This is a genomic window from Rhizobium sp. 01L419 (assembly GCF_056400025.1).
Map to the genome: position 1 here is coordinate 388,050 of NZ_JBFTSM010000002.1, position 26,268 is coordinate 414,317.

Annotated in this window: 26 protein-coding genes and 1 riboswitch; of the genes, 14 read left to right on the top strand and 12 right to left on the bottom strand. The window is 60.4% G+C overall.

Annotated elements, in window-relative coordinates; translation table 11 throughout:
* The first annotated feature begins 3 nt into the window (after positions 1-3).
* Entirely contained in the window at positions 4-1,056 is a 1,053-nt protein-coding gene (locus AC1DUP_RS05630) for an ABC transporter ATP-binding protein (protein ID WP_477832245.1), read from the top strand.
* Between the two features lie 8 nt (positions 1,057-1,064).
* Positions 1,065-1,763: a hypothetical protein gene (locus AC1DUP_RS05635; protein ID WP_113308940.1), complete on the top strand. Its 699-nt coding sequence runs from the start codon at positions 1,065-1,067 to the stop codon at positions 1,761-1,763.
* 37 nt (positions 1,764-1,800) lie between these two features.
* On the opposite strand, the gene kdgD is transcribed toward AC1DUP_RS05635, so the two are convergent.
* From kdgD to AC1DUP_RS05650, 3 genes are all read right to left on the bottom strand, one after another.
* Complete coding sequence (gene kdgD, locus AC1DUP_RS05640; protein WP_113308961.1) at positions 1,801-2,724, bottom strand: 5-dehydro-4-deoxyglucarate dehydratase; 924 nt, start codon at positions 2,722-2,724, stop codon at positions 1,801-1,803.
* Between the two features lie 44 nt (positions 2,725-2,768).
* Complete coding sequence (locus tag AC1DUP_RS05645; RefSeq protein WP_113308941.1) at positions 2,769-3,749, bottom strand: mannonate dehydratase; 981 nt, start codon at positions 3,747-3,749, stop codon at positions 2,769-2,771.
* A 66-nt stretch (positions 3,750-3,815) separates the two neighbouring features.
* Positions 3,816-4,526: a FadR/GntR family transcriptional regulator gene (locus AC1DUP_RS05650; RefSeq protein ID WP_113298787.1), complete on the bottom strand. Its 711-nt coding sequence runs from the start codon at positions 4,524-4,526 to the stop codon at positions 3,816-3,818.
* A gap of 123 nt (positions 4,527-4,649) precedes the next feature.
* Here AC1DUP_RS05650 and AC1DUP_RS05655 point away from each other — a divergent pair, with 123 nt between their 5' ends.
* The 5 genes from AC1DUP_RS05655 to AC1DUP_RS05675 are packed head-to-tail and all read left to right on the top strand — an operon-like array spanning position 4,650 to position 9,754.
* Positions 4,650-6,245 (top strand): ABC transporter substrate-binding protein, encoded by a 1,596-nt coding sequence (locus AC1DUP_RS05655; RefSeq protein ID WP_113308942.1) that lies wholly within the window; start codon positions 4,650-4,652, stop codon positions 6,243-6,245.
* Between the two features lie 15 nt (positions 6,246-6,260).
* The gene (locus AC1DUP_RS05660; protein WP_113308943.1) at positions 6,261-7,289 is read left to right on the top strand and encodes an ABC transporter permease; all 1,029 of its coding nucleotides are present in this window, start codon (positions 6,261-6,263) and stop codon (positions 7,287-7,289) included.
* Complete coding sequence (locus AC1DUP_RS05665) at positions 7,286-8,188, top strand: ABC transporter permease (RefSeq protein WP_113308944.1); 903 nt, start codon at positions 7,286-7,288, stop codon at positions 8,186-8,188. The genes AC1DUP_RS05660 and AC1DUP_RS05665 overlap by 4 nt, the downstream gene beginning before the upstream one ends.
* Positions 8,175-9,017: an ABC transporter ATP-binding protein gene (locus AC1DUP_RS05670; RefSeq protein ID WP_113308945.1), complete on the top strand. Its 843-nt coding sequence runs from the start codon at positions 8,175-8,177 to the stop codon at positions 9,015-9,017. Before AC1DUP_RS05665 ends, AC1DUP_RS05670 begins: the two co-directional genes overlap by 14 nt.
* Complete coding sequence (locus tag AC1DUP_RS05675) at positions 9,017-9,754, top strand: ABC transporter ATP-binding protein (RefSeq protein ID WP_113298828.1); 738 nt, start codon at positions 9,017-9,019, stop codon at positions 9,752-9,754. Before AC1DUP_RS05670 ends, AC1DUP_RS05675 begins: the two co-directional genes overlap by 1 nt.
* 2 nt (positions 9,755-9,756) lie before the next feature.
* Here AC1DUP_RS05675 and AC1DUP_RS05680 read toward each other — a convergent pair whose 3' ends face one another.
* The 4 genes from AC1DUP_RS05680 to AC1DUP_RS05695 all read right to left on the bottom strand — a co-directional run bounded on the left by AC1DUP_RS05680 (position 9,757) and on the right by AC1DUP_RS05695 (position 14,029).
* The gene (locus AC1DUP_RS05680; protein WP_113308946.1) at positions 9,757-10,710 is read right to left on the bottom strand and encodes a sugar-binding transcriptional regulator; all 954 of its coding nucleotides are present in this window, start codon (positions 10,708-10,710) and stop codon (positions 9,757-9,759) included.
* A gap of 21 nt (positions 10,711-10,731) precedes the next feature.
* On the bottom strand, positions 10,732-12,198 hold the full coding sequence (locus tag AC1DUP_RS05685; protein ID WP_113308947.1) for an FGGY-family carbohydrate kinase: 1,467 nt from the start codon (positions 12,196-12,198) through the stop codon (positions 10,732-10,734).
* Between the two features lie 65 nt (positions 12,199-12,263).
* Positions 12,264-13,220 carry a transketolase family protein gene (locus tag AC1DUP_RS05690; protein ID WP_113308948.1) on the bottom strand — a complete coding sequence of 319 codons (957 nt, stop codon included), beginning with the start codon at positions 13,218-13,220 and terminating at the stop codon, positions 12,264-12,266.
* Positions 13,220-14,029: a transketolase gene (locus AC1DUP_RS05695; protein WP_113308962.1), complete on the bottom strand. Its 810-nt coding sequence runs from the start codon at positions 14,027-14,029 to the stop codon at positions 13,220-13,222. Before AC1DUP_RS05695 ends, AC1DUP_RS05690 begins: the two co-directional genes overlap by 1 nt.
* Before the next feature lie 213 nt (positions 14,030-14,242).
* Between AC1DUP_RS05695 and AC1DUP_RS05700 the strand changes: the two genes are divergently transcribed.
* From AC1DUP_RS05700 to ribB, 7 genes are all read left to right on the top strand, one after another.
* Entirely contained in the window at positions 14,243-15,226 is a 984-nt protein-coding gene (locus tag AC1DUP_RS05700) for an ABC transporter permease (RefSeq protein ID WP_007822521.1), read from the top strand.
* A 115-nt stretch (positions 15,227-15,341) separates the two neighbouring features.
* Positions 15,342-16,271 (top strand): sugar ABC transporter substrate-binding protein, encoded by a 930-nt coding sequence (locus AC1DUP_RS05705; protein WP_113298805.1) that lies wholly within the window; start codon positions 15,342-15,344, stop codon positions 16,269-16,271.
* A 27-nt stretch (positions 16,272-16,298) separates the two neighbouring features.
* A complete protein-coding gene (locus AC1DUP_RS05710) occupies positions 16,299-17,777 on the top strand; it encodes a sugar ABC transporter ATP-binding protein (RefSeq protein WP_113308949.1) in 1,479 nt (492 codons plus the stop codon).
* A 22-nt stretch (positions 17,778-17,799) separates the two neighbouring features.
* Complete coding sequence (locus AC1DUP_RS05715) at positions 17,800-18,588, top strand: SDR family oxidoreductase (protein WP_113308950.1); 789 nt, start codon at positions 17,800-17,802, stop codon at positions 18,586-18,588.
* A 4-nt stretch (positions 18,589-18,592) separates the two neighbouring features.
* Positions 18,593-19,330 carry a triose-phosphate isomerase gene (tpiA, locus tag AC1DUP_RS05720; protein WP_113308951.1) on the top strand — a complete coding sequence of 246 codons (738 nt, stop codon included), beginning with the start codon at positions 18,593-18,595 and terminating at the stop codon, positions 19,328-19,330.
* Positions 19,331-19,407: 77 nt separating this feature from the next.
* Complete coding sequence (locus AC1DUP_RS05725; RefSeq protein WP_113308952.1) at positions 19,408-20,190, top strand: glucose 1-dehydrogenase; 783 nt, start codon at positions 19,408-19,410, stop codon at positions 20,188-20,190.
* Between the two features lie 106 nt (positions 20,191-20,296).
* A riboswitch (FMN riboswitch) is annotated at positions 20,297-20,441 on the top strand.
* 116 nt (positions 20,442-20,557) lie between these two features.
* Complete coding sequence (gene ribB, locus AC1DUP_RS05730; RefSeq protein ID WP_113298810.1) at positions 20,558-21,184, top strand: 3,4-dihydroxy-2-butanone-4-phosphate synthase; 627 nt, start codon at positions 20,558-20,560, stop codon at positions 21,182-21,184.
* A gap of 167 nt (positions 21,185-21,351) precedes the next feature.
* Here ribB and AC1DUP_RS05735 read toward each other — a convergent pair whose 3' ends face one another.
* From AC1DUP_RS05735 to AC1DUP_RS05755, 5 genes are all read right to left on the bottom strand, one after another.
* Positions 21,352-22,482 carry a Gfo/Idh/MocA family protein gene (locus AC1DUP_RS05735; RefSeq protein ID WP_113308953.1) on the bottom strand — a complete coding sequence of 377 codons (1,131 nt, stop codon included), beginning with the start codon at positions 22,480-22,482 and terminating at the stop codon, positions 21,352-21,354.
* A gap of 11 nt (positions 22,483-22,493) precedes the next feature.
* Positions 22,494-23,279 carry a ThuA domain-containing protein gene (locus AC1DUP_RS05740; RefSeq protein WP_477832246.1) on the bottom strand — a complete coding sequence of 262 codons (786 nt, stop codon included), beginning with the start codon at positions 23,277-23,279 and terminating at the stop codon, positions 22,494-22,496.
* Positions 23,280-23,354: 75 nt separating this feature from the next.
* A complete protein-coding gene (locus tag AC1DUP_RS05745) occupies positions 23,355-24,383 on the bottom strand; it encodes an ABC transporter ATP-binding protein (protein ID WP_113310561.1) in 1,029 nt (342 codons plus the stop codon).
* A 12-nt stretch (positions 24,384-24,395) separates the two neighbouring features.
* Positions 24,396-25,226 carry a carbohydrate ABC transporter permease gene (locus AC1DUP_RS05750; RefSeq protein ID WP_113310562.1) on the bottom strand — a complete coding sequence of 277 codons (831 nt, stop codon included), beginning with the start codon at positions 25,224-25,226 and terminating at the stop codon, positions 24,396-24,398.
* Entirely contained in the window at positions 25,226-26,212 is a 987-nt protein-coding gene (locus tag AC1DUP_RS05755; protein ID WP_113310563.1) for a carbohydrate ABC transporter permease, read from the bottom strand. Before AC1DUP_RS05755 ends, AC1DUP_RS05750 begins: the two co-directional genes overlap by 1 nt.
* Positions 26,213-26,268: the final 56 nt, after the last annotated feature.

Genomic DNA, 26,268 nt, shown 5'->3' on the forward strand with positions numbered 1-26,268 from the left:
CCCATGGCTGACGTTACCCTTTCCCGTGTCCGCAAGAGTTATGGTGCGCTCGACATCATTCATGGCGCCGACCTCGGCATCCGCGACGGCGAATTCGTCGTGCTGGTCGGGCCCTCGGGCTGCGGCAAGTCCACGCTGCTCAGGATGATCGCCGGGCTCGAGACGATTACCGGCGGGGATATCAGGATCGGCGGACGGGTGGTCAATGATCTCGATCCGAAGGATCGCGACATCGCCATGGTCTTCCAGAACTACGCGCTCTATCCGCATATGACGGTCGCCACCAATATGGGCTTCTCGCTGGAGCATCGCGGTACCAGCAAGGTGCAGATCGCCGAGCGGGTGACATGGGCAGCCGATATCCTCGGCCTGTCTCACCTGCTCGATCGTTATCCGCGCCAGCTCTCCGGCGGCCAGCGCCAGCGCGTCGCCATGGGACGGGCGATCGTTCGCAATCCGCAGGTCTTCCTCTTCGACGAGCCGTTGTCGAACCTCGACGCCAAGCTGCGCGTCGTCATGCGCGGCGAAATCAAGAACCTGCATCAGAGGCTCAAGACGACGACCATCTATGTCACCCATGACCAGGTCGAAGCCATGACCATGGCTGACAGGATCGTCGTGCTGAACGCCGGCAGGGTGGAGCAGATCGGCGCGCCACTCGACCTCTACGACCGGCCGGCCAATCAGTTCGTGGCCGGTTTCATCGGCTCGCCGGCGATGAATTTCCTCAGCGGCACAATCACCGAAAAAGGGTTTGCGGCACCCGGCATCGTATTGCCGCTGCCGCAGGTGGCGCATGACTTGAACGACCGCAAGGCGGTCTACGGCATCCGGCCGGAGCATTTTGCACTCGACGACGGCGGCGTGCCGGCGCAGATCGTTCTGGTCGAGCCGATGGGATCGGAAACCCAGGTGACGATGAAAGTCGGCGAGGCCCAGGTCACCGGCGTCTTCCGCGAGCGCGTGTCGCTCTCCTCCGGCGCGACGATCCACGTTCGTCCGGAGCTTTCCAATATCCACCTCTTCGCCGCCGACGGCGGCTTGCGTCTAAACTGAGGTTTCTCATGCCGACCTATCCGGAAACCAGACTTACCAGGGCGCTGCGCGAGGGCGAATTCCCGGTCATCGTCTCGCTTGCCCGTCACGATCTCGACCTTGCGACGGCGGCCATCGGAGCGGGTGCGTTTGCGATCAAGATCCATCTCAACGCCTATCATCGCGCCACCGGCACGACCTTCGGCAGCTTTGGCGAAGAGCGACCCTTCCTGGAAAGGCTCGCGACGCTTGGCGTTCCGCTTCTGGTGATGGTCGGGCAGGAAACGGTTCCGAGCCCGCAAGAGCTGGATGTGCTCGCCGATCTCGGATTTGAAGGCTTCAACATCTATTTCACCGACATGCAGCCGCATCTGCTGCAATCAAGGCTACGGCCCATTCCGGCTCTTGGAGAGGCGAGTACGGACGAGGATTTGCAGAGAATTCTCGACATTCCCGGCGCGATGATGGAAGCCTCCGTCGCTTCCTTTGCCGACTATGGAAAGCCGCTCGACGAAACCGATCTCGCCCGCTACCGGACCATCACTGACAAGGCGGGCATTCCGGTCATCGCGCCAAGCCAGAAGAAGTTTGTGCCCGATGATGTGCAGAGACTGAGGGCCGCGGGTATCGCGGCGCCGCTGCTCGGGGTTATCGTCACCGGCACGACGCCCGAGAGCATGAGAGCGGCGGTGACGCCGATCGTCGCGGCGGCGCGACGGTGGCGCTGACTGGACACCGGCCAGCCAGCGCAACGCCGCCGCGGGCTTACTCCGCGGCCAGTCTCGTCGGATCGTTGGCCTCGACAATCGACCGCAGAACGGAAAGCTCCTCGGCCGAAAGGTCCGTGAGCGGTGCCCGCACGGCGCCCGGATCGCGGCCGATGACTTTCAATCCGGCCTTGATGATCGAAACCGCATAGCCCTTCTTCCGATTGCGCAGCGCAACGAAGGGGAAGAAGAAGTCCTTGAGGATCTGATCGACGGTCTTCTGGTCTCCTGCCCTGAGCGCCTTGTAGAAACGTTGCGAAAGAGCCGGCACGAAGTTGAAGACCGCCGAGGAGTAGGTGGTGACGCCGGCGGCGAAATAGGCCTGCGCGTAGACTTCATGGGTCGGCATGCCGCCGACATAGACGAGCCGGTCGCCGATCTTGGTGGTGATCTCGATGACACGGTCGACGTCGCCGACGCCATCCTTGAAGCCGATGAGATTGGGGCAGTCGTCGCAGAGTTGCGCGATGCTGTCGGCCGAGAGGATCGCGTTGTCCCTGTTATAGACGATCACACCGATCCCGACGGATTGGCAAATGGCCTTCACATGGGCGACGAGTCCGGCTTGCTCGGCAAACATCAGATAGGGCGGAAGCAGGAGCAGGCCATCGGCGCCGGCCTTTTCAGCAGCGCGTGCGATGTCGATGGCAAGCGACGTGCCATAGCCCGTTCCGGAGATGATCGGCGTTTTGCCGGCGGCGGCCTTGGCGGCGCGTATGACGGTGGGGATTTCTGCCGGATTGAGGGAGAAGAATTCGCCCGTCCCGCCGGCGGCAAAAAGCGCGCTGGCATCATAACTGGCAAGCCAGTTCACATGGTCGCGGTATGCGGCTTCGTTGAACTTGTTCTCGCTGTCGAAATGCGTCACCGGGAAGGAGAGGAGGCCGTCGCCCACGGCTTTCTTGATGGCGTTGGGATTCATGTTGAATTCCTTGAATAATTGCTGATTGAAGGTGAGCGTGTCGCTCACATATGACCGGCTTCCATCGCCTCGAGCACCGCGGCGATGTAACCGTAGCAGAAGCTGAAGGCGACGCCCGTCGCGTCGCGGCCGCTGATTCGCGGTACGTGGTCCGGCATGACCATGTATTTGTAGCCGACCTCCCGGTAGACCTTCAGCGAACGCACCATGTCCATGTCGCCCTCGTCGGGGAAGGTTTCCATGAAGGAGAGTTTGCCGCCGCTGATGTTGCGGAAGTGCACGTTGAAGATCTTTTCGCGCGTACCGAACCAGCGGATGATGTCGTCGATCTCCTCACGCGGATTGTCGAGCATTTCGCCGATCGAGCCCTGGCAGAAATTCAGGCCATGATAGGCGCTTTCGCGCATCTGCACGAATTTCTTCAGTCCGTCGACGGTGCCGAGCACGCGGGTGACGCCGCGATAGCCCGGCGGCGTATAGGGATCGTGCGGATGGCAGGCGAGGCGCACTTTGTTGCTTTCAGCGACGGGAACTACGCGCTCCAGGAAATAGTCGATGCGCTCCCAGTTCTCGTCCTCTGACAGGACGCCTGCAAGACCGGGCGCTGCCTGCTGATCGGTCTTGTCCCAGCGAAAGGCCTCGTTCAGAGAACCACCACGGCCTTTTTCAAGGTCCGTACGCGGAATGCCGATGAGGTTGAGATTGTATTTCGTAGCCGGAATCCCGGCCTTTGCGCAGTTCTCGATCATCCGGCAGACGGCATCGATCTGGCGGTCGCGTTCCGGGCCGGCGAGCAGAATGTCGGGATAGGACGCGTTTTCGATCGGCTTGGAGGGCAGGGGGAGCTGGATCATGTCCAGAACGAGACCGAAGCTTTCGACATGATCGCGATGACGTTCGAGATCTTCCAGCGTCCAACTCGACGGCGCACCCGGTGGATCCGCCGAAATATGCTTCACGCCCAGCTGGGCAAAAACGCGAAAATCATCGTCGTCCCGCGCGGCGACCTGGGTTCCCAAATACACGATTTACCTCCCGCTCATTCATATGACATCATATGACATAATATGAATTCTGGAGGTTGTCGAGCCTCATTGCTGCTCTGCGAGCATCCGGTATCGTCGCTGGCTCGCCATCATATGCGCGCGCATGGCCTGCCTCGCGCGATCCGGATCCTGCTCAGCGATAGCCGCCAGGATCTCACCATGCTCTGCATGAACTCTTTCAAGATAGGCGCGGTCATTGGCTTCAGGCAAGGTCGGGAATTGGCCGCGCGGGATCGCGCGCGGCCCGAAATGACGCAGGGCGTCGATATAAAACCGATTGTTCGAGGCGTTGGCGATTGCGCTATGGAATTCATAATCGGCCTCGACCGTGGGCTCCCCGCTTTCGATGAGCTGGGCCATTTTCCGGTTGGCGACCCGAATTGCCGCCTCCTGTTCCGCTGTTCTGCGATAGGCTGCAATAGCGGCGGCTTCTCCTTCGACCGCCATGCGAAACTCCAGCAATTCCAGTGTTTCTGGAATGCTCTTGACCTCGACCGGCGTCAGGGTCAGCCCGCCATGCGCCTTGGGATCGGATACGAAGACGCCCTTGCCTTGAACGGGACGGACGAATCCGGCAGCGCGCAGGTCGGCGATCGCCTCCCGCACGACAGTGCGGCTGACGCCGAAGGCCGCCTCAAGCTGGGGTTCGGTTGGAAGCTGATCTCCCTCGCGAAGCTTTCCCGTTTCGATCTGCATGCGCAGCTGGTCGATGACCTGCTGCGCCAACCGCTGTCTGCCACGCGTACCCACCACCATTTCGTGGTTCCCCATTTTCTCCATCCCCCGCCCGTACGGCACTTGCAAACTTCTTGGAAAAGTCATAATACGACATACGGACGACATATTATGTCTTGTATAGTAACTCAGGGAGGAGTTGCAATGAAGCATTTTTCCAGAAGCCTGTTTGTCGGCGTCGCATTCTGCGCGCTGACCTTGGCGGCACCGGCACTTCGGGCGGCGACGCCCGCCGATCAACTGGTGATCGGCACCTCGCTCGCTCAGGTTCTTTCGCTTGATCCACAGCAGGCGACTGAAGCCAAAGCCAATGAAATCATGTCGAACCTCTACGATCGCTTGGTTGCCTCGACTCCTGACGGCAAGATCGTGCCGCAGCTTGCCGAAAGCTGGCAGGTCGATGACAAGGGGATCACGTTCAAGCTGCGCGAAGCGACCTTCGCCTCCGGAAATCCGGTGACGTCCAAGGACGTCGTTTATTCGCTCGGGCGTTTGCTGAAGCTCGATCAGGCCGCAGCCGCCAACCTGAAGCGCGTCGGCTATACGAAGGACAATATCGATCAACTGGTCAAAGCCGTCGACGACAAGACGGTGCGCGTCGATCTTTCGGGTCAAGTCACGTCGGAGCTTCTGCTTTACCGTCTCGCCATGGTCATTGCGAGCGTCGTCGACAGCGTTGAAGTCCAGAAGCATGTCGTCAGCGACGACTATGGCAATGCTTGGCTGAGAACCCATTCGGCAGGCTCCGGACCGTTTACGCTGAACCGCTGGGCGCCCAATGAACTTGTCATTCTCGACGCCAACAAGGACTATGTTGCGGGTGCACCGAAGATGCGCCGCGTCATCGTTCGCCATGTGCCCGAAAGCCAGGTGGAGCGCCTGATGCTGGAGCGCGGCGACATTGACATAGCAAGCGCGCTGACCGCCTCCGATCTTGCCACCTTCGACAACAAGAAGGGCTTCGAGATCCAGCGTGTGCCCACAGGCGGCTTCTACGTGCTGTCGATGAATGCTGGTAACAAATACCTGTCCAACCCGAAGGTGCGCGAAGCGATCGCCTACGGTATCGACTACAAGGGGATCGAGAAGACCATCATGGGTCCTTACGGGCGTGCGCGCACTGTGCCCGTCCCGGAAAACTTTGAATATGCAATTCCAAGCCCGGACTGGCACCTTGACGTCGCCAAGGCGAAGGCGCTTCTTGCCGAAGCCGGTTTCAAGGACGGCTTTACGGTCAGTCTGAAGACTATCGCGCAGACGCCCCGCATCGATCTTGCCACTGCAATCCAGGCTTCACTCGGTCAGATCGGCATCAAGGTCGACATCCAGCAGGGCAATGGATCCGACATCATCGCGGCCCACCGCGCGCGGAATTTCGATCTGCTCATTCCCCAGACTGGTGCCTACATGCCGAACGTGCTCGGGGCGATGGAGCAGTTCGCCTCCAATCCCGACAATTCTCTCGAGGCAAACAATGCCGGCAATTTCGTCTGGCGTTCGGCATGGGACATTCCCGAATTGACGGCGCTGACGGCGAAAGCCTCGCTTGAGATAGATCCGAAGAAACGTGGCGAACTCTACGTCGAGATGCAGAAGATGTTCGTGGATCAGAAGCCGGCCGTCCTGCCGATGTTCGAGCGCTTCGAGCCCATCGTGCTGAGTGGCAAGGTTCAGGGCTATGTTGGCCATCCGAACCAGACGACGCGCCTTGAGGGCGTCACGAAAGCCGAGACCGATTAAGTAGGGTCGCCGATCATGAAGGAACTCTCTATCAAGGAACTGGCGCGCCGGGTGGGACACCTGGCCGTCAGCCTGTTCATCCTGCTTTGCGTTACCTTCGTGATCGGCCGCATTCTTCCCGCCGATCCGGTTGGAGCGATCGTCGGCGAACTGGCAGACCCCACAGCCTATGCCGCCATGCGCCAGAAGCTTGGTCTGGATCTGCCGATCTATCAGCAGTTTTTTATCTATCTGAATGGTCTTGCGCATGGCGATTTCGGGACGGCCGTGCTGACGGGCAATCCGGTCTCTTCGGATCTTGCCCAGGCATTTCCCGCGACCTTGGAGCTCGCCACCCTGGCGATCCTGATCTCGACCTTCGTCGGCGTTCCGCTTGGCCTGACGGCTGCGCTCTTTCGCGACAGCTTCATTGACAAGATCGCCCGGATCGTGGCGCTTGTCGGCCATTCGATCCCGGTTTTCTGGTTCGGCATTGTCGGCCTGGTGATCTTCTATGCCGGGCTGAACTGGGTTGGAGGTCCCGGTCGTGTCGATGTCTTCTACGAGGGCATGGTGACGCCGCAGACAGGGCTGCTGCTCGTTGATAGCCTATTGCAGGGAGAGACGGAGATCTTCTGGAATGCGCTTGGGCATATCATCCTGCCGGCCGTGATCCTCGCCTATGCCGCGATGGCTTATATCACCCGCATGACCCGCAGCTTCACCCTGGAACAATTGAGCCAGGATTACGTGATTGCCGCGCGTGCAAAGGGTGTCGGTCCAGCCCGTACCGTCATCGGTCATGTCCTGCCGAACATCGCCGTCCAGTTGATCACCATCCTGGCGATTTCCTATGGCGGACTTCTGGAAGGCGCCGTCGTGACGGAGATCGTCTTTTCCTGGCCGGGTATCGGCCAATACATGACGAACGCACTGATGATCGGCGACATGAACGCCGTCGTTGCCGCCACGATCATCATCGGCTTCATCTTCATGTTCCTCAATTTCCTGGCGGACATCGCCTATGCGATATTCGATCCGCGAACGCGGGAGGCTGCACAATGAGCGATGCAATCCAAACCAACCTCGCTGCGCGCCCACCGAGCCTGCCTGCACGGATCTCAGGCTCGACGATACGGATCGTTTCAAGGCTGGGGCAGGAACCACTCGGCCTTGCCGGCTTCGTCATTCTGGCGATCCTCTGCGTGGTCGCGATCCTTGCGCCTTTGCTTGCGCCCTATGATCCCAACATCCAGGTCCTGTCCGACGCGCTGCAGCCGCCGAGTGCTGCTCATTGGGCGGGCACCGACGAGTTCGGCCGGGATATTCTAAGCCGCCTGATCTACGGAACGCGGATTACAGTCCAGACCGTGTTTTCTATCTCCCTGATCGTTGGCCCGATCGGTCTTCTGATCGGTGTCGTCGCCGGTTTCTTCGGCGGTCGGACGGATGCGCTTTTGATGCGGGCAACGGATATCGTCTTGTCCTTTCCCTCGCTGATCCTGGCGCTGGCATTTGCCGCAGCACTCGGGGCTGGATTGACGACGGCGATCATCGCCATTTCGCTCACGGCATGGCCGCCTATCGCCCGCCTGGCGCGCGCCGAGGCGCTGGTCGTCAGGAATGCCGACTATGTTGCCGCAGCTCGCCTTTATGGCGCCTCGCCGTTGCGCATCCTGTTCGTCTATATCGCGCCCATGTGCATTCCGTCGGTGATCGTACGCCTGACCTTGAACATGGCAGGCATCATTCTGACGGCCGCCTCGCTTGGTTTCCTCGGATTGGGCGCGCAGCCGCCGGCGCCCGAGTGGGGCGCGATGATCTCGAGCGGTCGCAAGTTCATGCTCGACTATTGGTGGGTTGCCGTCATGCCAGGCGTCGCCATTCTCATCACCAGTCTTGCCTTCAACGTCGTAGGCGACACGCTTCGCGACATTCTGGATCCCCGCCATGCCAGGTCCTGATATGAAGCCGGTACTCTCCATCGAAGACCTCAATGTCAGCTTCGGCAAGAACGCCGTGCCTGCGGTCTCCCGTGTCAGCTTCGACGTCGGGCGCGAGCGCGTCGGCATCGTCGGCGAGTCCGGCTCGGGAAAATCGACGACCGGCCGAGCGATCATGCGGCTTCTGTCGGCAGGCGCTACCGTCTCGGCAAAGCGTCTCGACCTCGACGGCAGTCCGCTTCTGTCTCTGTCTGAGAAACAGATGGGAAAGATACGCGGCAAGGATATTGCGCTGATTATGCAAGACCCGCGCTATTCCCTCAATCCAGTGCTCACTGTTGGCAAGCAGATCGCCGAAGCGGCCCGTCTGCATCTCAACCTGCGTGGCGGAGCGGCGACCGCTGCAGCCAAGGCAATGCTTGAGCGCGTTCGCATCAGGGACGCCGAGCGCGTGATGGCACAATATCCGCATCAGATATCCGGCGGCATGGGTCAGCGTGTCATGATTGCGATGATGCTTCTGGCGAGGCCGAAGCTCGTCATCGCCGACGAGCCGACTTCAGCGCTGGATGTCAGCGTGCGCAAGGATGTGCTGACGCTCCTGGACGAACTTGTGCGGGAGAACGATTCCGGCTTGCTGTTGATCAGTCACGATATCCGGATGGTCTCCGCCTTCTGTGAGCGGATCATCGTCATGTATTCCGGGCGCATCGTCGAGACGCTGACGCGGCTGGAAGATGCAAACCATCCCTATACGAAGGGGCTGATCGCCGCGATGCCCGATCCGCGGCATCCCGTTCGGCGGCTTGCGGTGCTCGACCGCTCGAAGATCGACGTGGAGAACGCATGATGATCGAAGTCCGCGACCTCAACGTCACATTCCTGTCCGGTAAACAGCAAAACCATGTCGTCAAGGACATCAGCTTCAGCGTCGCTCGTGGGGAAACGCTGGGCATCGTCGGCGAATCCGGCTGTGGCAAGTCGACTGTGTTGCGATGCCTGTCAGGCATGGAAAAAGGCTGGTCAGGGGAAATTACGCTGGAAGGCCGGGCTGTCGGCAAGTCGAGAAGTCTGGATGATCTGAAATGCGCTCAGATGGTGTTTCAGGACCCTTACGGCTCCCTGCATCCGCGCCACCGGATCGGCACGGCACTTGCCGAACCTTTGCGGGCGATGGGCAGACAAGAGATCTGGCAAACGGTGGAGCGTTCTCTGCGGCAGGTCGGCCTGCCGGCCGCATTTGCAAGCCGTTTCCCCCACGAACTTTCCGGCGGTCAGCGCCAGCGTGTCGCAATCGCCAGAGCGCTGATCCTGTCCCCGCCGATCCTGCTTCTCGACGAGCCGACTTCGGCGCTCGATGTGTCGATACAGGCGGAAATCCTCAACCTGCTGGCGGACCAGCGCGACGAGATGGGGTTGACCTACGTGCTTGTCAGTCACGATCTGGCGGTGATTGCCCACATGTGCGATCGCGTACTGATCATGAAGGATGGCCGGTTCGTCGACGAGCTCTCGAAACGGGATGTGCAGGACGGAAAAACGCATGACGACTATGCGCGTGAGCTATTTGAAGCGACCTTCATTTGACACTATACGTCGATCAATCGTTGAGCGGTAAACTTGTCCGTTACCAGCATGTCTATGACGCCAACACGCAGGGCACCTGAGATCGCTGCCGTCTTCTTCGAGCCGCCGGCCAGCGCGATGACCCGATCCACCCGTGCAAGGTCCTCAAGCGGAAGGCCGATGACCCTCTCATCCAGCGGTGTCTTCACCGGTTTGCCGTCCTTGTCGAAGAAACGCAGCGAAATGTCGCCGACGGCGCCGGCCTCGGCAAGATCGGCGAGTTCCCGCGACGAAAAGATGTTGCCGGAGCGGGCAAGCAATTCGGACGGTTCCACCGCGCCGATGCCAACGATGGCGAGCGTGATGCTGCCGAACAGATCCATGGTCTCACGAACGAAGGGATCTGACTGCATCAGGAGCTTGGCTTCCCTCGATGTCGTCACGCCCTGGACGGGAAGCAGCTTGGGTTCGGCCCCGGTCAGCCGAGCGAGACGGGTGGTGAGCTGCGTGGCGTGCGTCTGCACGGAAGGGTCGCCCATGCCCCCGAGGGTCTGGACAACGTATTTTACCTGGGCGCTCTTTTGCGGATGGATGTTTTCGACCATCTTGAAGATCGTCTGGCTCCAACTCGACACCCCGACGATCTCGCCAGGCGAAAGTGTGATCTCCAGAAGATGGGCTGCCGCTTCACCGATCCGGGCCATGACGGCGCCGTCCCGGTCCTCGCTGCACTCGACGACAATTGCTTCAGGAAGGCCGAACTTTTGTCGCAGCGCGCCCTCGAGCTCGCTATAGGTGCCGACCGGCGGGATGACGCTGGTGCGAACGATGTCCTCGGCCTCCGCCCTCTTCAGCATTCGCGAGACCGTCGCCTGGGATAGTCGCAAATGCTGTGCGATCTCCGCCTGCCGCCGCCCTTCGATGTGGTACATCTGGGCGACCCTGGAAATCAGGCGGAGTTCGTTGAGGCGGGACATGGGCTATACCGGCTTGAATTATTATTCACACTTAGCCGGTGTCGGTCGCGACGTCGAGCGGGCCAGCGCATCATTCCATGTATTGAGAAGGCCGATGCGATCGATCTCTTCGGGGAGGATCACCTTAGTGCTTCGGGGCAAGGCCCCGATCACGTCGAGATCGCTCCACAGTCCGAGCGAAAGCCCGGCCAAATAAGCTGCACCGAGGGCGGAAGCCTCCGGCGCTTGACATTGTATGACGGCGTGTTCGATGAGATTGGATACGCATTGCATCAGGAAGCGGTTCTGGCTCGGGCCGCCATCGACGTAAAGGGCGCCGAGTTGACCGCCGCTCTGGGCGCGCATGGCGGCGATCACGTCATGCACCTGGCAGGCGATCGAATCAGTCACCGAGCGGGCCATCTGGGCGCGCGTCGTAGAAAAGTTGATTTGCGAGAAAAGTGCGCGGGCGTCGGAGTTCCAGTAGGGCGCGCCGAGGCCGACGAAGGCAGGCACGAATCCCGGTCCGCCCGGCTCGGCGGTCGCCGCAAGGTCGACGACGGCTGCGACATCGGCAAGGCCCAGAATGTCCGCCATCCAGGGGAGGCTTGCGGCTGAAACGAGAATGTTGCCCTCGAAGGCGAAGGTCGGCACGCCAGCGATCCGCCAGGCGACCGTCGTGGTGATGCCGTTTTGCGGCGCGATGAAGCGCGGCAATGTCGTCATGACGGAGGAGCCGGTTCCGAAAGTTACCTTGCCGTCGCCCGGCTTGAAGGCGCCATGACCGAAGAGTGCTGCATGGCTGTCGCCGATGGCCGACCGGATCGGCGTGCCATCGGGAATACCGGGAAGGCCACGCGTCGTGCCGAAATCGGCGGAGCTGTCGAGCACTTCGGGCAGCAGGCCGATATCGACGCCGAAGATTTGGCCCAGTTCCTCGCTCCAGATCTGGCCATTAAGGTCGAACAACTGGCTTCGGGCGGCATTTGAGGCATCGCAGACGTGGCGGCTGCCGCCGGTCAGGCAATGAATGAGCCAGCTGTCGATCGTGCCGAGGCGCACGCGGCGGCCGGCTGGGACACGATCAAGCAGCCAACGGAATTTCGATCCGGGAAACATAGGGTCGAGAGGGAGGCCGGTCAGTGTCTCCACACGATCCAGATGCCCTTCGGCGATGAGGCGCTCGCAGTCCGGCGCGGTGCGGCGGCATTGCCAGCTCAGCACTGGGCCAAGCGCTTCGCCGGTCTCGGCATCCCAGACAGTGACGGATTCGCGCTGATTGGACACCGCCACCGCCTCGATAGCTACACCAGAGGCGTTTTTCAGGCAGGCCTCGATCGCTTCGCAAACGGAGGCAAATATCCGGCGTGGATCCTGTTCGACCCAGCCCGGCTGCGGATAGGAGATGCCGACGGCGGCCGAGCCTCTGGCAAGGACGTCTCCTCTCTCGGAAACCAGAACTGCCTTTGAATTGGTAGTGCCTTGGTCGATCGCCAGAATTGCCCGCATCATCTTCTCCTCAAACGAATGGCCGGGGCGGATGCGCGCCCCGGCTCAATAGACCTGCTATCAGATTATTTGCGCTTGATCAGCGCCTGGGCCGCATCGGCGATCGCCGCCGGCGCCATGCCGAATTCGTCGAGGAGGAATTCGGCGGATCCCGTCGGCGCGTAGACGCCGGGAACGCCGAGACGCTTCATCGGCACAGGGGCGTTGTCGACCACCACTTCGGCGACGGCGGAACCGAGGCCGCCGAAGATCGAGTGCTCTTCCGCCGTTACGATCGCGCCAGTCTCGTGGGCTGCGGCGATGATGGCGGTTTCGTCGATCGGACGAACGGTCGCCATGTTCAGCACGCGCGCCTTGATGCCGCGCGCGGCAAGGATTTCGGCCGCCTTCACCATGCGGTGGGTCAGCGTGCCGTTGGCAATCAGGGTGACATCGGAGCCTTCGCGCAGCAGGTTCGCCTTGCCGACTTCGAACTTGTGGCCTTCGGGCAGCAGATCGGGAACGCCGACGCGCGACAGGCGCAGGAAGCAGGGACCATTGTAGCTTGCCGCCCATTCGACGGCGGCGGCAGTCTCGATCCGGTCGCACGGCGCGATCACGGGCAGATTCGGCAGGACGCGGGTCCAGGCAAAATCCTCGATCGAATGATGGGTCGGGCCGAGTTCGCCGTAAGCCATGCCTGAGGAAATGCCGACGAGCTTGACGTTGGCATTGGAGTAGGAAATGTCGGCCTTGATCTGCTCGAGCGACCGGCCGGTCAGAAACGGTGAGGCGGCGCAGACATAGGGCAGGCGTCCGCCATTGGCGAGACCCGCGCCGACGCCGACCATGTTCTGCTCGGCGATGCCGACATTGACGAGGCGGTCGGGAAATTTCGACTTGAAACCGCCAAGCTTGGAGGAGCCGACCGAGTCGTTGCAGACGGCGACGATGGTTTCATTCTCGGTTGCCAGGCGTTCGAGCGTCGCGGCAAAGGCATCGCGGCAGTCATAGAGCTTCGGTGGGTTTACGGGCGCGTTCATTAGAGTGCCTCCGACAGTTCTGCCAATGCGGTTTCATATTGTTCCTTGCTCGGAACCTTGTGATGCCAGTCGACCCGATCCTGCATGAACGAGATGCCGTGGCCCTTATTGGTGTGCGCCACGATGCAATGAGGACGGTCGGAACGATGCTCGAGAGCGGGCACGATCGCGTGCATGTCGTTGCCGTTGATTTCACTGACCTCCCAGCCGAAGGCTTCGAGCTTGGGGCGAAGGGGGGCGAGATCGTTGGTGTCCGAGAGCGAGGCACCCTGCTGGAACCTGTTGTGGTCGATGATCAGCGTCAGATTGTCCAGACGGAACTGGTATGCCGCCATGATCGCTTCCCAGTTCGAGCCTTCCTGCATCTCGCCATCACCGGTGATGACGTAGGTGTGGTACTTCGCGCCCGAGAGTTTCGCGGCCTTCGCCATGCCAATAGCGACCGGCAGCCCGTGTCCAAGCGGCCCGGTGTTGGTTTCGACGCCCGGCACCTTGTTGCAGTTCGGATGGCCGTTCAGCCGGGAATATGGCTTCAGGAAGGTTGAGATTTCCTCTTCCGGAATGAAGCCGCGCTTGGCAAGCACAACATAGAGCGCACAGGCCGTATGGCCCTTCGACAGCACGAACCTGTCGCGATCGGGGTGTTTCGGCTGGTCGGGCCAGACACGCAGCACGCGGAAGTACAGCGCCGTGAGCAGATCAATCACCGACATCTCGCCACCGATATGGCCGGCGCCTGCCTCGTATACGGCCTGAAGGTCGCGCAGACGGATCTGGCGAGCAACACGTTCAAGTTCGGAAGGCTCCATCATTTCCTCTTGTGCATAAATATTCATATGTTTATATTTTTGCACAGGCCGCATCTTAGTCAAGCCCCTTATTAGTCATAATGCTCTAGCTTTCATCCGAAAAGCCGGTTGACAGTGGTAAAGCAAGTTGTTAATGAATTTTCCAGCAGGCATGAATATTTATTCTTGCTTGATGAAATATTGGCTGCCGGCCTTAATCTTCAGGGAGGAACGATGGTGGCGATCGACGTTAATGAACAGAGCCGTCCATCGGGCACGTGGGTCAGCAAGCTCACGGGAGCGACCGGTCCCCTGATCGGATTGCTTTTGCTCTGCCTCTTCCTGACCTTCAGCACTGATGCATTTCTCTCCGTCCGCAATGGTTTGAACATTCTCGACCAGATCACCGTGCTCGGCATTATGGCTGTTGGCATGACCTTCGTGATCCTGATTGGCGGCATCGATCTCTCGGTCGGTTCTGTTCTGGCGCTTGCGATGATGGTGATGGGCTGGACGGCGAATGTCGCCGGCCTGCCGCTCGGCGTAGGCATCGTCGTGGCGCTCATTGCCTCGATGATCAGCGGCCTGATCGTCGGCATCATGGTCACCTGGTTCAGGGTGCCTGCCTTTATCGCGACGCTTGCGATGATGTCGGCCGCGCGCGGCGTGGCGAACATGATCACCGACGGCCAGCAGATCGTCGGCTTCCCCGACTGGTTCATGATGCTGGCCATTGACCGCCATTTTGGCATTCTGACCGCAACCGTCTTTCTGATGCTGGCTGTCGTCGCCGCTGCCTGGGTTTTCCTGCACTTCCGCGCAGAAGGCCGCATGCTCTATGCAGTCGGTGGCAATCCCGAAGTTGCCCGTCTTGCCGGCATCAATGTCCAGCTTGTGACTATTCTCGTCTACATGGCGAGTGCCGTCCTTGCAGGTCTTGCCGGTATCGTTCTTGCTGCCCGTCTGGACTCGGTTCAGCCGTCCAGCGGTTTCGGCTACGAGCTGGACACGATCGCGGCCGTCGTCATCGGCGGAACTTCTCTGTCGGGAGGTGCCGGCGGCATCGGCGGCACACTGATCGGCGTCCTGATTATCGGCGTGCTGCGCAACGGCCTCAACCTTCTCAACGTGTCGCCTTTCCTGCAGCAGGTCATCATCGGCGTCGTCATCGTTCTCGCGGTCGGTGCCGAAACGATCCGCAAGCGGCGGGCCGCCTGATCGCTAGGCCGCAGAGGATGCGGGCCTGAAGAAATTCCTCTCCGAAGGGTTTGGAGCGGATCTATTGCCCGAGGGGGAGGATACCCAAGGGTTCACTAACAATGGAGGAACTGACATGAAATTTGCGCGCACTCTGCTCGCGTCTGCCGCCCTGCTTGGCCTCAGCCTCGGATCCGTTCAGGCGGCCGAAGTCAAGAAACTCGGCCTTGCCGTCGCCAATCTGCAGGCGAACTTCTTCAACCAGATCAAGCAGTCCGTCGAAGCTGAAGCCAAGAAGCGTGGCATCGAGGTCCTCACCGTCGACGCCAAGGGCGATGGCCCGACCCAGGTCAACCAGATCCAGGACCTGCTGACCCAGAATATCGACGCACTGATCTACATTCCGGCAGGCGCTGCTGCAGCCAGTGTGCCGGTCAAGCTTGCAAAGCAGGCCGGCATTCCGGTCGTCAACGTCGACCGCAATGCTGAAGGCGCTCCGGGCGATACCTTCCTGGCGACCGATTCCGTCGCCTCCGCCAAGGCGGTTTGCGACTACATCCTCAAGGAAGCTGGCGGCAAGGGCAAGATGGTCATCATCCATGGCCAGAAGGGCACCACACCTGAACTGGACCGCACCAAGGGGTGCCAGGAATCCCTGAAGGCCTATCCGGATGTGAGCGTGGTAGCCGAGCAATATTCCAACATGTGGAGCCAGGACGAAGGCTTCCAGATCATGCAGAACATGCTCCAGTCGAATTCGGATGTCTCGATCGTCTTCGCCCAGGCAGATGGACTGGCGCTCGGTGCGGCCCAGGCGATCAAGGTCGCCAATCCATCGCAAAAGATCGTGGTCGGTGGTTTTGATGGCGACACCGCTGCACTTGAGGCCCTCAGCAAGGGTGTGTTCGACGTGACCGCGACACAGCAGACGCAGAAGATGGGCCGCGATGCGGTGGAGAACGCGGTAAAGCTCGCTGCCAAGGAAAAGGTGCCGCCGGTCCAACTGATGGACGCCACGCTGACGACCAAGGAAAACGTGGCAGGCTTCATCGCTAACCATCCGTAATCAGTCGAAATCTCGAGGAGGTGTGCTGTGACCGAGCCGGTTCTTTCCCTGAGGGGCATATCCAAGCGCTACGGACTGCTGCAGGTTCTGAAAAATGTGGACCTGGACGTCTATCCCGGCGAGGTGGTGGCACTTCTCGGCGAAAACGGCGCTGGCAAGTCGACACTGTCAGGCATTATTGCCGGATCACGCACACCGTCCGAAGGCACGATGACATGGCTGGGACAGCCTTATGCCCCGGCCGCTCCACGCGAGGCGATCGACAAAGGCGTCGTGCTGATCCACCAGGAATTGCAGCTCCTGCCGCATCTTTCCATCGCCGAAAATGTCTTCATCGGTCGATGGCCGATGAAGAACGGCGTGGTCGACCGCGCCCAGATGGTTCGCCGCGCCCAGGAACAGCTCGCACGGCTGAACCTGCATATTCCCGCGACCCGAAAGGTCGCCGGTCTCTCGACCGCCAACCAGCAGCTCATCGAGATCGCCAAGGCGCTGGCGCTTAATGCAAAACTCCTGATCCTCGACGAGCCGACTGCAGCCCTTGGCGGGGCGGAGACGGAAGCCCTGTTCGAGCAGGTGCGCAAGCTCCGCGCCGAGGGTGTGGGCATCATCTACATCTCCCACCGTATGGAGGAGATCAAAAAGATCACCGATCGCATCGTCGTGCTTCGCGACGGAGAGCGCGTCCATGAATTTGCCGACAGCTCGACGCCGGTGCGCACAATCGTCGAAAGCATGGTCGGTCGCTCGCTCGATCGCCTGTTTCCGACACTTCCCGAGCCGACCAGCCGGTCCGTGCTTGAGGTGTCTGGCCTGACGTCGCCGGACGATTCCTTCCGCGATGTGAGCTTTGACGTCCATGCCGGCGAAATCCTTGGCATTGCTGGCCTCGTCGGCGCCGGCCGCACCGAGCTTGTAAGGGCGATTTCCGGTGCCGATCCAATCAGCGGCGGCTCGATCAAGCTGGACGGTGAGGCTCTGAAGCTGCGCAGCCCAGCGGATGCGATCGCCAGGGGCATCGTGATGGTTCCGGAAGATCGCAAGGAGCAGGGCCTCGTCGTCGCGCACAAGATCAGCGAGAACATCATCTACGCCAATCTCGACAAGCTTGGCGGGCGCTGGCTCACCTCGAACGTGAAGCGCGTGTTCGCCGAAAAGGCAGTGGCGAAGTTTGGCGTCAAGGGGCGTGCGGAGCAGTTTGCTTCCGATCTCTCGGGCGGCAACCAGCAGAAGGTCGTCATCGCCAAATGGCTGATGCGCGATCCCAAGGTCGTGGTGCTGGACGAGCCGACGCGCGGCATCGATGTCGGAGCCCGCGCCGGCATCTACGATATCATCGTCAACCTGGCCAAGCAGGGTGTCGCGGTCATCGTCGTGAGCTCCGATCTCGAGGAAGTTCTTGGCGTATCGAACCGCGTTCTCGTGCTGGCTCAGGGCAAGCAGGCAGGCATTCTGAAGCGTGACGAGGCAAACGACGTCTCGGTCATGGAACTGGCGACCATCTAGGCAAAGACAGAAAGGAAGAGCGGTGTCCGACATCTCTCTGAACGCACCAAAACTATTTGATCTCAGCGGCCAGGTCGCCATCGTGACGGGTGCCGGCAGCGGCATCGGGCAGAGGATCGCCATTGGTCTCGCCCAGTGCGGTGCTGACGTCGCGCTTCTCGACCGCCGTAGCGATGACGGCCTTGCCAATACTGCCGGCCATATCAGGGCTGCCGGCCGTCGATCGATCGAGATTGCAGCCGATGTGACCAGCAAGTCGTCTCTGGCGGATGCCGTCGCCCGCACCGAAGCCGATCTCGGTGCGCTCTCGCTTGCTGTCAATGCCGCCGGTATCGCCAATGCCAATCCCGCCGAGGAGATGGAAGAGGATCAGTATCAGACGCTGATGGACATCAATCTGAAGGGCATTTTCTTGTCCTGCCAGGCCGAAGCGCGGGCCATGTTGAAGAACGGCCGCGGGTCGATCGTCAACATCGCCTCCATGTCGGGCGTTATCGTCAATCGCGGTTTGAGCCAGGCCCATTACAATGCCTCGAAGGCGGGCGTGATCCATATGTCGAAGTCGTTCGCCATGGAGTGGGTCGGGCGCGGTATCCGCGTCAACACGATCTCGCCGGGCTATACCGCAACGCCGATGAACACCCGGCCGGAAATGGTGCATCAGACCAAGCTCTTCGAGGAACAGACGCCGATGCAGCGAATGGCCAGTGTCGACGAGATGGTCGGTCCGGCCGTCTTTCTGCTGTCGAATGCCGCGAGCTTCGTGACGGGCGTCGATCTGCTCGTCGACGGCGGCTTCTGCTGCTGGTGATGCCATGCGCAAGCTGATCGCAGGCAATTGGAAAATGAACGGTCTCATCTCCTCCCAAGCTGAGATCGAGGCGCTGAAGGGACTAACGGGCAGTGCGACGTGCGATATCGTCGTCTGCCCGCCCTTCACGCTGATTGATCGCGCAGTGGCGCGGGTTAAGGATTCGAAACTGGTCATCGGCGCGCAGGATTGTCATGCGCAGCAGTCAGGTGCCCATACGGGCGACGTCTCTGCCGAAATGCTCGCCAATATCGGCGCGCGTTATGTCATCCTCGGACATTCCGAGCGCCGTGTGTCTCACGGCGAAGATGATGAAATCGTCCTTGCAAAGGCGGTTGCCGCTCACCAGGCGGGCTTGATCGCGATCGTCTGTGTCGGTGAAACGCGACATGAGCGTGACGAGGGACGGGCGATCGAAGTGGTTGGCGAGCAGTTGAGAGAATCCATTCCCGAGGCAGCGACGAGCGCAAATCTCGTCGTCGCCTATGAGCCCGTATGGGCGATAGGAACCGGATTGGTGCCGACCAACGAACAGATCGAGGAGGTCCATGCCGCGATCCGGCAGATGCTCGCAGATCGGCTGGGGAACGACGGCCATTCAGTCAAGATCCTCTATGGCGGCTCGGTCAAGGCGTCGAATGCGGCTTCGATCTTCAAGATTCGCAATGTGGACGGCGCGCTGGTTGGCGGCGCTTCGCTGAAGGCATCGGAATTCGCCGCGATTATTTCTGCAGCCGTTTGAAGTCTAAGTGAGCGGGTAAGCGCGGCCGGTTTCTTGGATCGGCGCCGCACTCGCCGGCACCGTGAAAGGAAAAGAGAATGCAACGCTTCGAAAACAGGACTGTCGTCATTACCGGCGCAAGCCGCGGCATCGGTGCGGCGATTGCCAAACGCTTTGCGCGCGAGGGCGCCAATCTCGTCGTCTCCGCCAATGAGGAGAGCGTGCATGCCGTCGCCGAGCAGATCAAGGTCGATGGCGGCAAAGCTATCTCCTTCGTTGGCGACGTCACCGACAAGGCAAGCGTCAAGGCTCTTTATGACGCTGCCGAACAGGCCTTCGGCGCCGTCGATGTCTCCATTCAAAATGCCGGTGTCATCACCATTGCCCGCATCGAGGATATGACTGAGGGCGAGTGGGACAAGGTCATGGCGGTCAACACCAAGGGCGTGTTCCTCTGCGCCCAGGAAGCGATCGCTCGCATGCGCAAGCATGGCCGCGGCGGCCGCATCATCAACACCGCCTCCGGCCAGGCACGCGACGGCTTCATCTATACGCCGCATTATGCCGCGTCGAAGATGGGCGTTGTCGGCATTACCCAGAGCCTTGCCAAGGAAGTCGCGACCAACGGCATTACCGTCAACGCGTTCTGCCCCGGCATCATCGAAACCGACATGTGGGCCTATAACGACCAGGCATGGGGCAAGCTGCTCGGCAACTACGGCCCCGGCGAACTCATGAAGGAATGGGTCGAGGGAATACCGATGAAGCGTGCCGGATCGGGCGAAGATGTCGCCGGCCTCGTCACCTTCCTTGCGAGCGACGACGCGGCCTATATCACCGGCCAGACCATCAATGTCGATGGCGGCCTGATCATGTCATAGCTTTGTTCGACAATAGGGAACGGTGCTTTCACCTATACGAGACAATTCTCGAGCGGTGATTTTCGCCCAACCTCTTGCCGAACGAGGCATTCATCATTTATCTAAGAAATGTTCTCAGGGCGGGGTGTAATTCCCCACCGGCGGTATCGAGGCAACTCGGAGCCCGCGAGCGCCTTCGTGAAAGCGAAGGGTCAGCAGATCCGGTGAGATGCCGGAGCCGACGGTCATAGTCCGGATGGAAGAGAGCAACGTAGAGGACGCCGCTCGGCACGCGGCGTTTCATATGCTTGTTCGCCCAAGGGAAAATGGTGGCCTTTGACAGGCCATGGATGTCGCGCGTTGCGGCTAACCCTTGAAAGGCAGAGAAATGGCAATTTCTAAAATCGAAGATGGGATCGCCGCAATTGCACGCGGCGAGATCGTGGTCGTCGTCGACGATCGCGACAGGGAAAACGAGGGTGACCTCGTCATCGCATCGGAAGCAATCACTCCGCAGGCAATCGCCTTCATGATGAATTACGCCCGCGGCCTCATCTGCGTCGCAATGGAAGGCGAACGGCTGGACGAACTGCAGATCCCGCAGATGGTTCCCAACAATACCGAACTCTTGAAGACAGCTTTCACCGTGTCGGTTGACTATATCCCTGAAACGACGACCGGTATTTCCGCGGCTGACCGCGCCGCGACGGTTCGCGCGCTCATCGGTGAGAATTCTCGCCCCGAGGATTTTGCGCGGCCCGGCCATATCTTCCCGCTGCGAGCGCATCCGAACGGCGTGCTTTCTCGCCCCGGCCATACCGAGGCGGCTGTCGATCTCGCAAGGCTTGCCGGCCTGTCGCCGTCGGGCGTCATCTGCGAAGTGGCCAATGACGATGGCACGATGGCGCGCCTGCCCGATCTCGAGCGGTTTGCCGAACGGCACGGCCTCCACCTGATCACGATCGAGGATCTCATTGCCTATCGTGGCGTGAGCGCGCCTGTTAAGGCCGCTTAGGAAGCCCGCCTTGTCTGCCGTGGTTATATACCGCGGCAAGCAAAGATCGCGTGGGTGCCGTTTGCGCCGTCCGGAGCGAGCGCCCGCCCTCTGCCATGGATAAGCAGAAGGAGCTGTTGGCTCGAAGAAGGCCCGATCACGCGGGCCTTCTATGTTTCACCATGCCGTCAGACGACGAGTGCCAGCGCCGGACCCTGATCGTCCATCTCGCTTTCTAGCTCCTGGCCGGCCGTGCCTTCCAAGTTATCGGAAGCCAGCAGATTGAACTCCCGACGTTCTTTCTCCGACACAATCGCGAGGTCGATGACCTTCTGCAGGTTGGCGGCATGGCGGAAGGTGGGATCGTCCTGCTTCCCGGTCCTGACCGCTTCGGCAAAGCGCTGATAGTTGGTCAGCACCGTCGGCACCTCGATATCACGCCAGGTGGCGCTTTCAATGTCGTCGCCGAAACAGCCGCGAAGATCCGAGCCGTCCGGACGATGAGTGACTTCGAGGCTGCCCCTCTCGCCGTAGATGCGCAGCTTCAGCTCGTTCAAATGGCCGGTCGCCCAGCGGGTCGCATGGATGACACCGAGCGCGCCATTGGCGAAATCGACCGACATAGTGAAGCTGTCATTGGCATCCAGCATGTACTCGCCGATCTGGCCACCCGGCGCCTTGTTGAAGGTTTTGAGCCGCGCAAAGACGTGATCGATGTCGGTTGCAGCGCCATAGGCTGCGAAGTCGAGGATATGGATGCCGACATCGCCGAGCACGCCGTTCGAACCGTGACCGGTGGACAGGCGCCACAGCCAGCGCGATTCCGTGCGCCAGTCGCCCCAGGCACGCGAAACCAGCCAGCTCTGCAGGTAAGAGGCTTCGACATGGCGGATGGTGCCGAGTTCGCCTGATAGCACCATCTCGCGGGCGCGCTGCAGGGGAGCAACGTTGCGATAGGTGAGGTTCACCATGTTGATGACCCCGGCTGCCTCTGCAGCTTCGGTCATCTCGAGCGCGTGCGCATAATTCTCCGCCAGCGGCTTTTCGCAGAAGACGTGCTTGCCGGCGGCAATCAGCGCGAGGCTGGTCGCGTGGTGGATACGGTCGGGCGTCACATTCGTCGCCGCATCGAATTCGCCCCAGGCGATTGCTTCGTCGAGCGTGCTGAAGCGTTTTTCAATGCTGAAATGATCGGCGAACTCATCGAGCCGGGCCCGGTCCGTATCGACGGCGCCGACCACTTCCACGCCATCGATGGCAAGGAAGTTGGCAACCTGGTTTTTGGCCATGACGCCTGTGCCGAGAACGAGTAGACGCATTGCTATTCTCCTCAGCGGTAACCGGCTTCGCCGGCCTGGTGCAGTCTCGGGCCGCGCTCGACGATCGGCTCCAGTGCTTTTTCTACCGGCACATTTGGAGCATCGGTGATGCTCTTCAATGCACCCTCGGGGTTATAGGCCCACTTGACGCCGTTGATCAGCACCTTCTGCACGTTGGCATCGTGATAGGTCGGGTAGGTTTCGTGGCCGGGGCGGAAATAGAAGATGTTGCCGGCACCGCGGCGCCAGGTCAGGCCGGAGCGGAAGACTTCGCCACCCTGGAACCAGGAGATGAACACCGTTTCCAGCGGTTCCGGTACGGAGAACTGCTCGCCGTACATCTCTTCGTTCTCCAGCTCGAAATGCTCACCGAGACCGGCAGCGATCGGATGGCGCTGATTGATCGTCCACAGCCGCTCGCGTTCACCCGCTTCGCGCCATTTCAGCGCACAGGGCGTGCCCATCAGACGCTTGAAGATCTTGGAGAAATGACCGGAATGCAGCACGAGCAGGCCCATGCCTTCCCACACCCGATTGGCGACACGCTCGACGACTTCGTCGGACACCGCGCCATGATCCTTATGGCCCCACCAGGTCAGGACATCGGTCTCGGCAAGCCGCGCTTCGCTCAGGCCATGCTCGGGCTCCTGCAGCGTCGCGGTCGTCGCGGAAATCGCCGGGTCGGTGTTCAGCGCCTTGGCAATGGTCGTGTGCATGCCCTCGGGATAGATGCCCCGGACGATCTCGTTGGTTGTCTCATGGATGTTTTCACCCCAGACGATGGTGCGAATAGACACGTTTCTGCTCCTTCACAGCGAATAGCGGACCGGAGCCGATGGGAAACGGTCAGATCCTGTTTATGTGGTTGGTGGTCAGGCTGCGCCCTTGAAAGGAACCCTTTCGAGCGCGCGTCCGGATTGGTCGAAGCGATGAATGCGCTCCTTGAGCGGCGACACGCCCAGTTGCTGGCCGGGCTGGTGGCTCGATACGCCGGTCTCGCGAACGGTAAGCGGTTCGGCCGAGCCGATGTCGAGATAGACGAAGCTGTCCGAGCCGAGGATCTCTGAATGGATGACGGTGCCGGTCCAGGCCGGATCCTGATCTCTAAACTCGATATGTTCGGCCCGCACCCCGATCGTGTGGGTGTCATAGGGAGCCGCGAAAGGTCCGGAGAGGAAATTCATCTTCGGCGAACCGATGAAACCGGCGACGAAAATGGAGTTCGGGGTCTCGTAGAGCTCGATCGGTGTTCCGATCTGTTCGACGACGCCGTCGCGCAGCACGCAGATGCGGTCGGCCAGTGTCATGGCCTCGACCTGATCGTGGGTGACATAGATCATCGTCGTGTCATGCATGCCGCGGTGAAGCTTGGCGATCTCCAGCCGTGTGGCGACGCGAAGAGCCGCATCCAGGTTCGACAAGGGTTCGTCGAACAGGAAGACCTTCGGGTCACGAACGATGGCGCGGCCGATAGCCACGCGCTGGCGTTGGCCGCCCGAAAGCTGGCGCGGCAGGCGTTCCAGATAGGGCGAAAGCTGAAGCATGCCGGCTGCCTGTTCGACGCGTGCCTTGCATTCTTCCCTGGTCCGGCCGGACAGCTTCATGCCGAAGGCCATGTTTTCGTAGACCGTCATGTGCGGATAGAGCGCGTAGGACTGAAAGACCATCGCGATGCCGCGTTTGGACGGGGAAAGACGGTTGACGGGTTCGCCGTCGAAGGAGAGCGTGCCGGAAGATATATCCTCCAGTCCCGAGATCAGTCGCAGCAAGGTGGATTTGCCGCAACCGGACGGGCCGACGAAGACCATGAACTCGCCCCTACGGATGTCCAGGGTCACACCTTTGATGACTTCGAATGCGCCGAAGCTCTTGCGGATATTATCGAGCCTAATCTGTGCCATATCTCGCTTTCCTCAGCCTTTGACGCCGCCGGCTGTCAGCCCGGAAATAATCCGGCGTTGAAAAATCAGAACAAGGACGACGACGGGCACGGTGACGATGACCGATGCCGCCATGATGTTGCCCCATGGGATTTCGAACTGACTTCCGCCCGAAAGCAGAGCGATTGCCACCGGTACCGTTCGTTGGGCATCCGATGATGTGAAGGTCAGGGCGAACAGGAATTCATTCCAGGCCGTGATGAAAGCGAGCAGGCCGGTGGTGACCAAGGCCGGCCACATCAACGGCATGAACACTTTCGTGATGATGACCCAGGGGGATGCGCCATCGACGATCGCTGCTTCCTCGATTTCGATCGGCAGATCCCGCATGAAAGTGGTCAGCACCCAAACAGTGAAGGGCAGGGTGAAGATCATATAGGAGAAGATCAGCGCAAACGGCGTATTGAAGATGCCGATCCAGCGGATGAGTTCGAAAAGCCCCGCCAGCACGGCGATCTGCGGAAACATCGATACGGACAGGATGGTGAGCATCAAGAGTGCCCGACCCCGGAAATGCACGCGGGCAAGCGCGTAGGATGCGGTCACTGCGAGCAGCAGCGAGGCGGCGACCACGAGGCAGGCAATGAGCAGTGAATTGCCGAGGCTGCGTATGAAGCTGCCCGTCGTCAACACACCTGTATAGTTTTCGAGCGAGATCGAAGTCGGCCAGTAATTGACCTCGAAGAGGGCTGTGCCGGCTTTAAAGCTTGTGAGGATCGCGTAGTAGAACGGGAAGACCGCGATGATGACGATAACGGCAACCAGAAGGTAGAAGAGGGTGTTCTTTGTGGCTGTAAGCAGCATCAGCGTTCACCACCCCCGAGATTGACGCGGCCGATCCAAATGTAGAGCACGGTGACCGACGCGATGATGAGAAAGAGAACTGTCGAGGCTGTTGCGCCGTAGGCGAACTTGTCGAAGTCGAAGAGGTTTTCGCGCGCCATGACCGACATCGTCTTTGTCTGGGCGTTGTTGGGCGTCAGCACGTAGATCAGGTCGAAGATGCGCATCGCATCGAGCATGCGGAAGATTACCGCGACCATGATCGCCGGGCGCACCAGCGGGAGCGTCAGGCGCCAGAATATCTTAATCGGGTTGATCCCGTCGATTTTGGCGGCTTCGTAAATATCTGCCGGAACCATCTGCAGAGCGGCCAGGATCAGCAGGGCCATGAAGGGTGTCGTCTTCCAGACGTCGACGATCAGAACGGCAATCATCGCGGTATCGGGATCTGCCGTCCATGCGATCTTCTGGCTGATAAGCCCGAGGCTGAGAAGGATGTCGTTCAGGATACCGAACTGGTCGTTGAGCATCCAGGCCCACATCTTGGCCGAGACGATGGTCGGGATCGCCCAGGGAATGAGGATCGCGGCGCGCACGATGCCACGCCCAACGAATTGGGCATTCAATACGAGGGCGACGATGAGGCCGAGCGCGGTTTCGATCGTCACGGACAATAGCGTGAACTTTGCCGTATTCCAGACCGCACCCCACCACGCGGGATCGGCAAGAAGTCCCCTGTAAACGGTGCGGCCGCTCTTCAGGGTGACCCAGGAGAGGTAATTGTCGAAGCCCACAAACTTCGCATCGCCGAGGTTCGTCAGCGATGCGTTGGTGAAGCTGAAGTAGATGGTGCGAAACAGCGGCCAGCCGGCAACGATCGCGAGGATCAACAGGGTCGGCGCCAAAAACATCCAGGCGGAACGAACCCGCTCGGAGCGCAGGTCCGACGAAGTGGGCTTGGCGAAAGCGCCCGTCCTCAGGTTTTGGGAGACTGCAACTTCACTCATGGGGTATCCGCTTCATGAGACGATCGACAAAGGCGTTGTCGGGAACGGCAGCGACG

What these genes read in the sequence shown, in the direction of transcription:
- kdgD (WP_113308961.1), bottom strand. Translation starts at nt 2,724, where the DNA reads ATGAATCCCAACGCCATCAAGAAAGCCGTGGGCGACGGCCTCCTCTCC.
- AC1DUP_RS05680 (WP_113308946.1), bottom strand. Translation starts at nt 10,710, where the DNA reads ATGTCCCGCCTCAACGAACTCCGCCTGATTTCCAGGGTCGCCCAGATG.
- AC1DUP_RS05650 (WP_113298787.1), bottom strand. Translation starts at nt 4,526, where the DNA reads ATGGTGGTGGGTACGCGTGGCAGACAGCGGTTGGCGCAGCAGGTCATC.
- AC1DUP_RS05655 (WP_113308942.1), top strand. Translation starts at nt 4,650, where the DNA reads ATGAAGCATTTTTCCAGAAGCCTGTTTGTCGGCGTCGCATTCTGCGCG.
- tpiA (WP_113308951.1), top strand. Translation starts at nt 18,593, where the DNA reads ATGCGCAAGCTGATCGCAGGCAATTGGAAAATGAACGGTCTCATCTCC.
- AC1DUP_RS05685 (WP_113308947.1), bottom strand. Translation starts at nt 12,198, where the DNA reads ATGCGGGCAATTCTGGCGATCGACCAAGGCACTACCAATTCAAAGGCA.
- AC1DUP_RS05705 (WP_113298805.1), top strand. Translation starts at nt 15,342, where the DNA reads ATGAAATTTGCGCGCACTCTGCTCGCGTCTGCCGCCCTGCTTGGCCTC.
- AC1DUP_RS05660 (WP_113308943.1), top strand. Translation starts at nt 6,261, where the DNA reads ATGAAGGAACTCTCTATCAAGGAACTGGCGCGCCGGGTGGGACACCTG.
- AC1DUP_RS05690 (WP_113308948.1), bottom strand. Translation starts at nt 13,220, where the DNA reads ATGAACGCGCCCGTAAACCCACCGAAGCTCTATGACTGCCGCGATGCC.
- AC1DUP_RS05635 (WP_113308940.1), top strand. Translation starts at nt 1,065, where the DNA reads ATGCCGACCTATCCGGAAACCAGACTTACCAGGGCGCTGCGCGAGGGC.
- AC1DUP_RS05725 (WP_113308952.1), top strand. Translation starts at nt 19,408, where the DNA reads ATGCAACGCTTCGAAAACAGGACTGTCGTCATTACCGGCGCAAGCCGC.
- AC1DUP_RS05735 (WP_113308953.1), bottom strand. Translation starts at nt 22,482, where the DNA reads ATGCGTCTACTCGTTCTCGGCACAGGCGTCATGGCCAAAAACCAGGTT.
- AC1DUP_RS05630 (WP_477832245.1), top strand. Translation starts at nt 4, where the DNA reads ATGGCTGACGTTACCCTTTCCCGTGTCCGCAAGAGTTATGGTGCGCTC.
- ribB (WP_113298810.1), top strand. Translation starts at nt 20,558, where the DNA reads ATGGCAATTTCTAAAATCGAAGATGGGATCGCCGCAATTGCACGCGGC.
- AC1DUP_RS05755 (WP_113310563.1), bottom strand. Translation starts at nt 26,212, where the DNA reads ATGAGTGAAGTTGCAGTCTCCCAAAACCTGAGGACGGGCGCTTTCGCC.
- AC1DUP_RS05750 (WP_113310562.1), bottom strand. Translation starts at nt 25,226, where the DNA reads ATGCTGCTTACAGCCACAAAGAACACCCTCTTCTACCTTCTGGTTGCC.
- AC1DUP_RS05695 (WP_113308962.1), bottom strand. Translation starts at nt 14,029, where the DNA reads ATGGAGCCTTCCGAACTTGAACGTGTTGCTCGCCAGATCCGTCTGCGC.
- AC1DUP_RS05700 (WP_007822521.1), top strand. Translation starts at nt 14,243, where the DNA reads ATGGTGGCGATCGACGTTAATGAACAGAGCCGTCCATCGGGCACGTGG.
- AC1DUP_RS05665 (WP_113308944.1), top strand. Translation starts at nt 7,286, where the DNA reads ATGAGCGATGCAATCCAAACCAACCTCGCTGCGCGCCCACCGAGCCTG.
- AC1DUP_RS05675 (WP_113298828.1), top strand. Translation starts at nt 9,017, where the DNA reads ATGATCGAAGTCCGCGACCTCAACGTCACATTCCTGTCCGGTAAACAG.
- AC1DUP_RS05745 (WP_113310561.1), bottom strand. Translation starts at nt 24,383, where the DNA reads ATGGCACAGATTAGGCTCGATAATATCCGCAAGAGCTTCGGCGCATTC.
- AC1DUP_RS05670 (WP_113308945.1), top strand. Translation starts at nt 8,175, where the DNA reads ATGCCAGGTCCTGATATGAAGCCGGTACTCTCCATCGAAGACCTCAAT.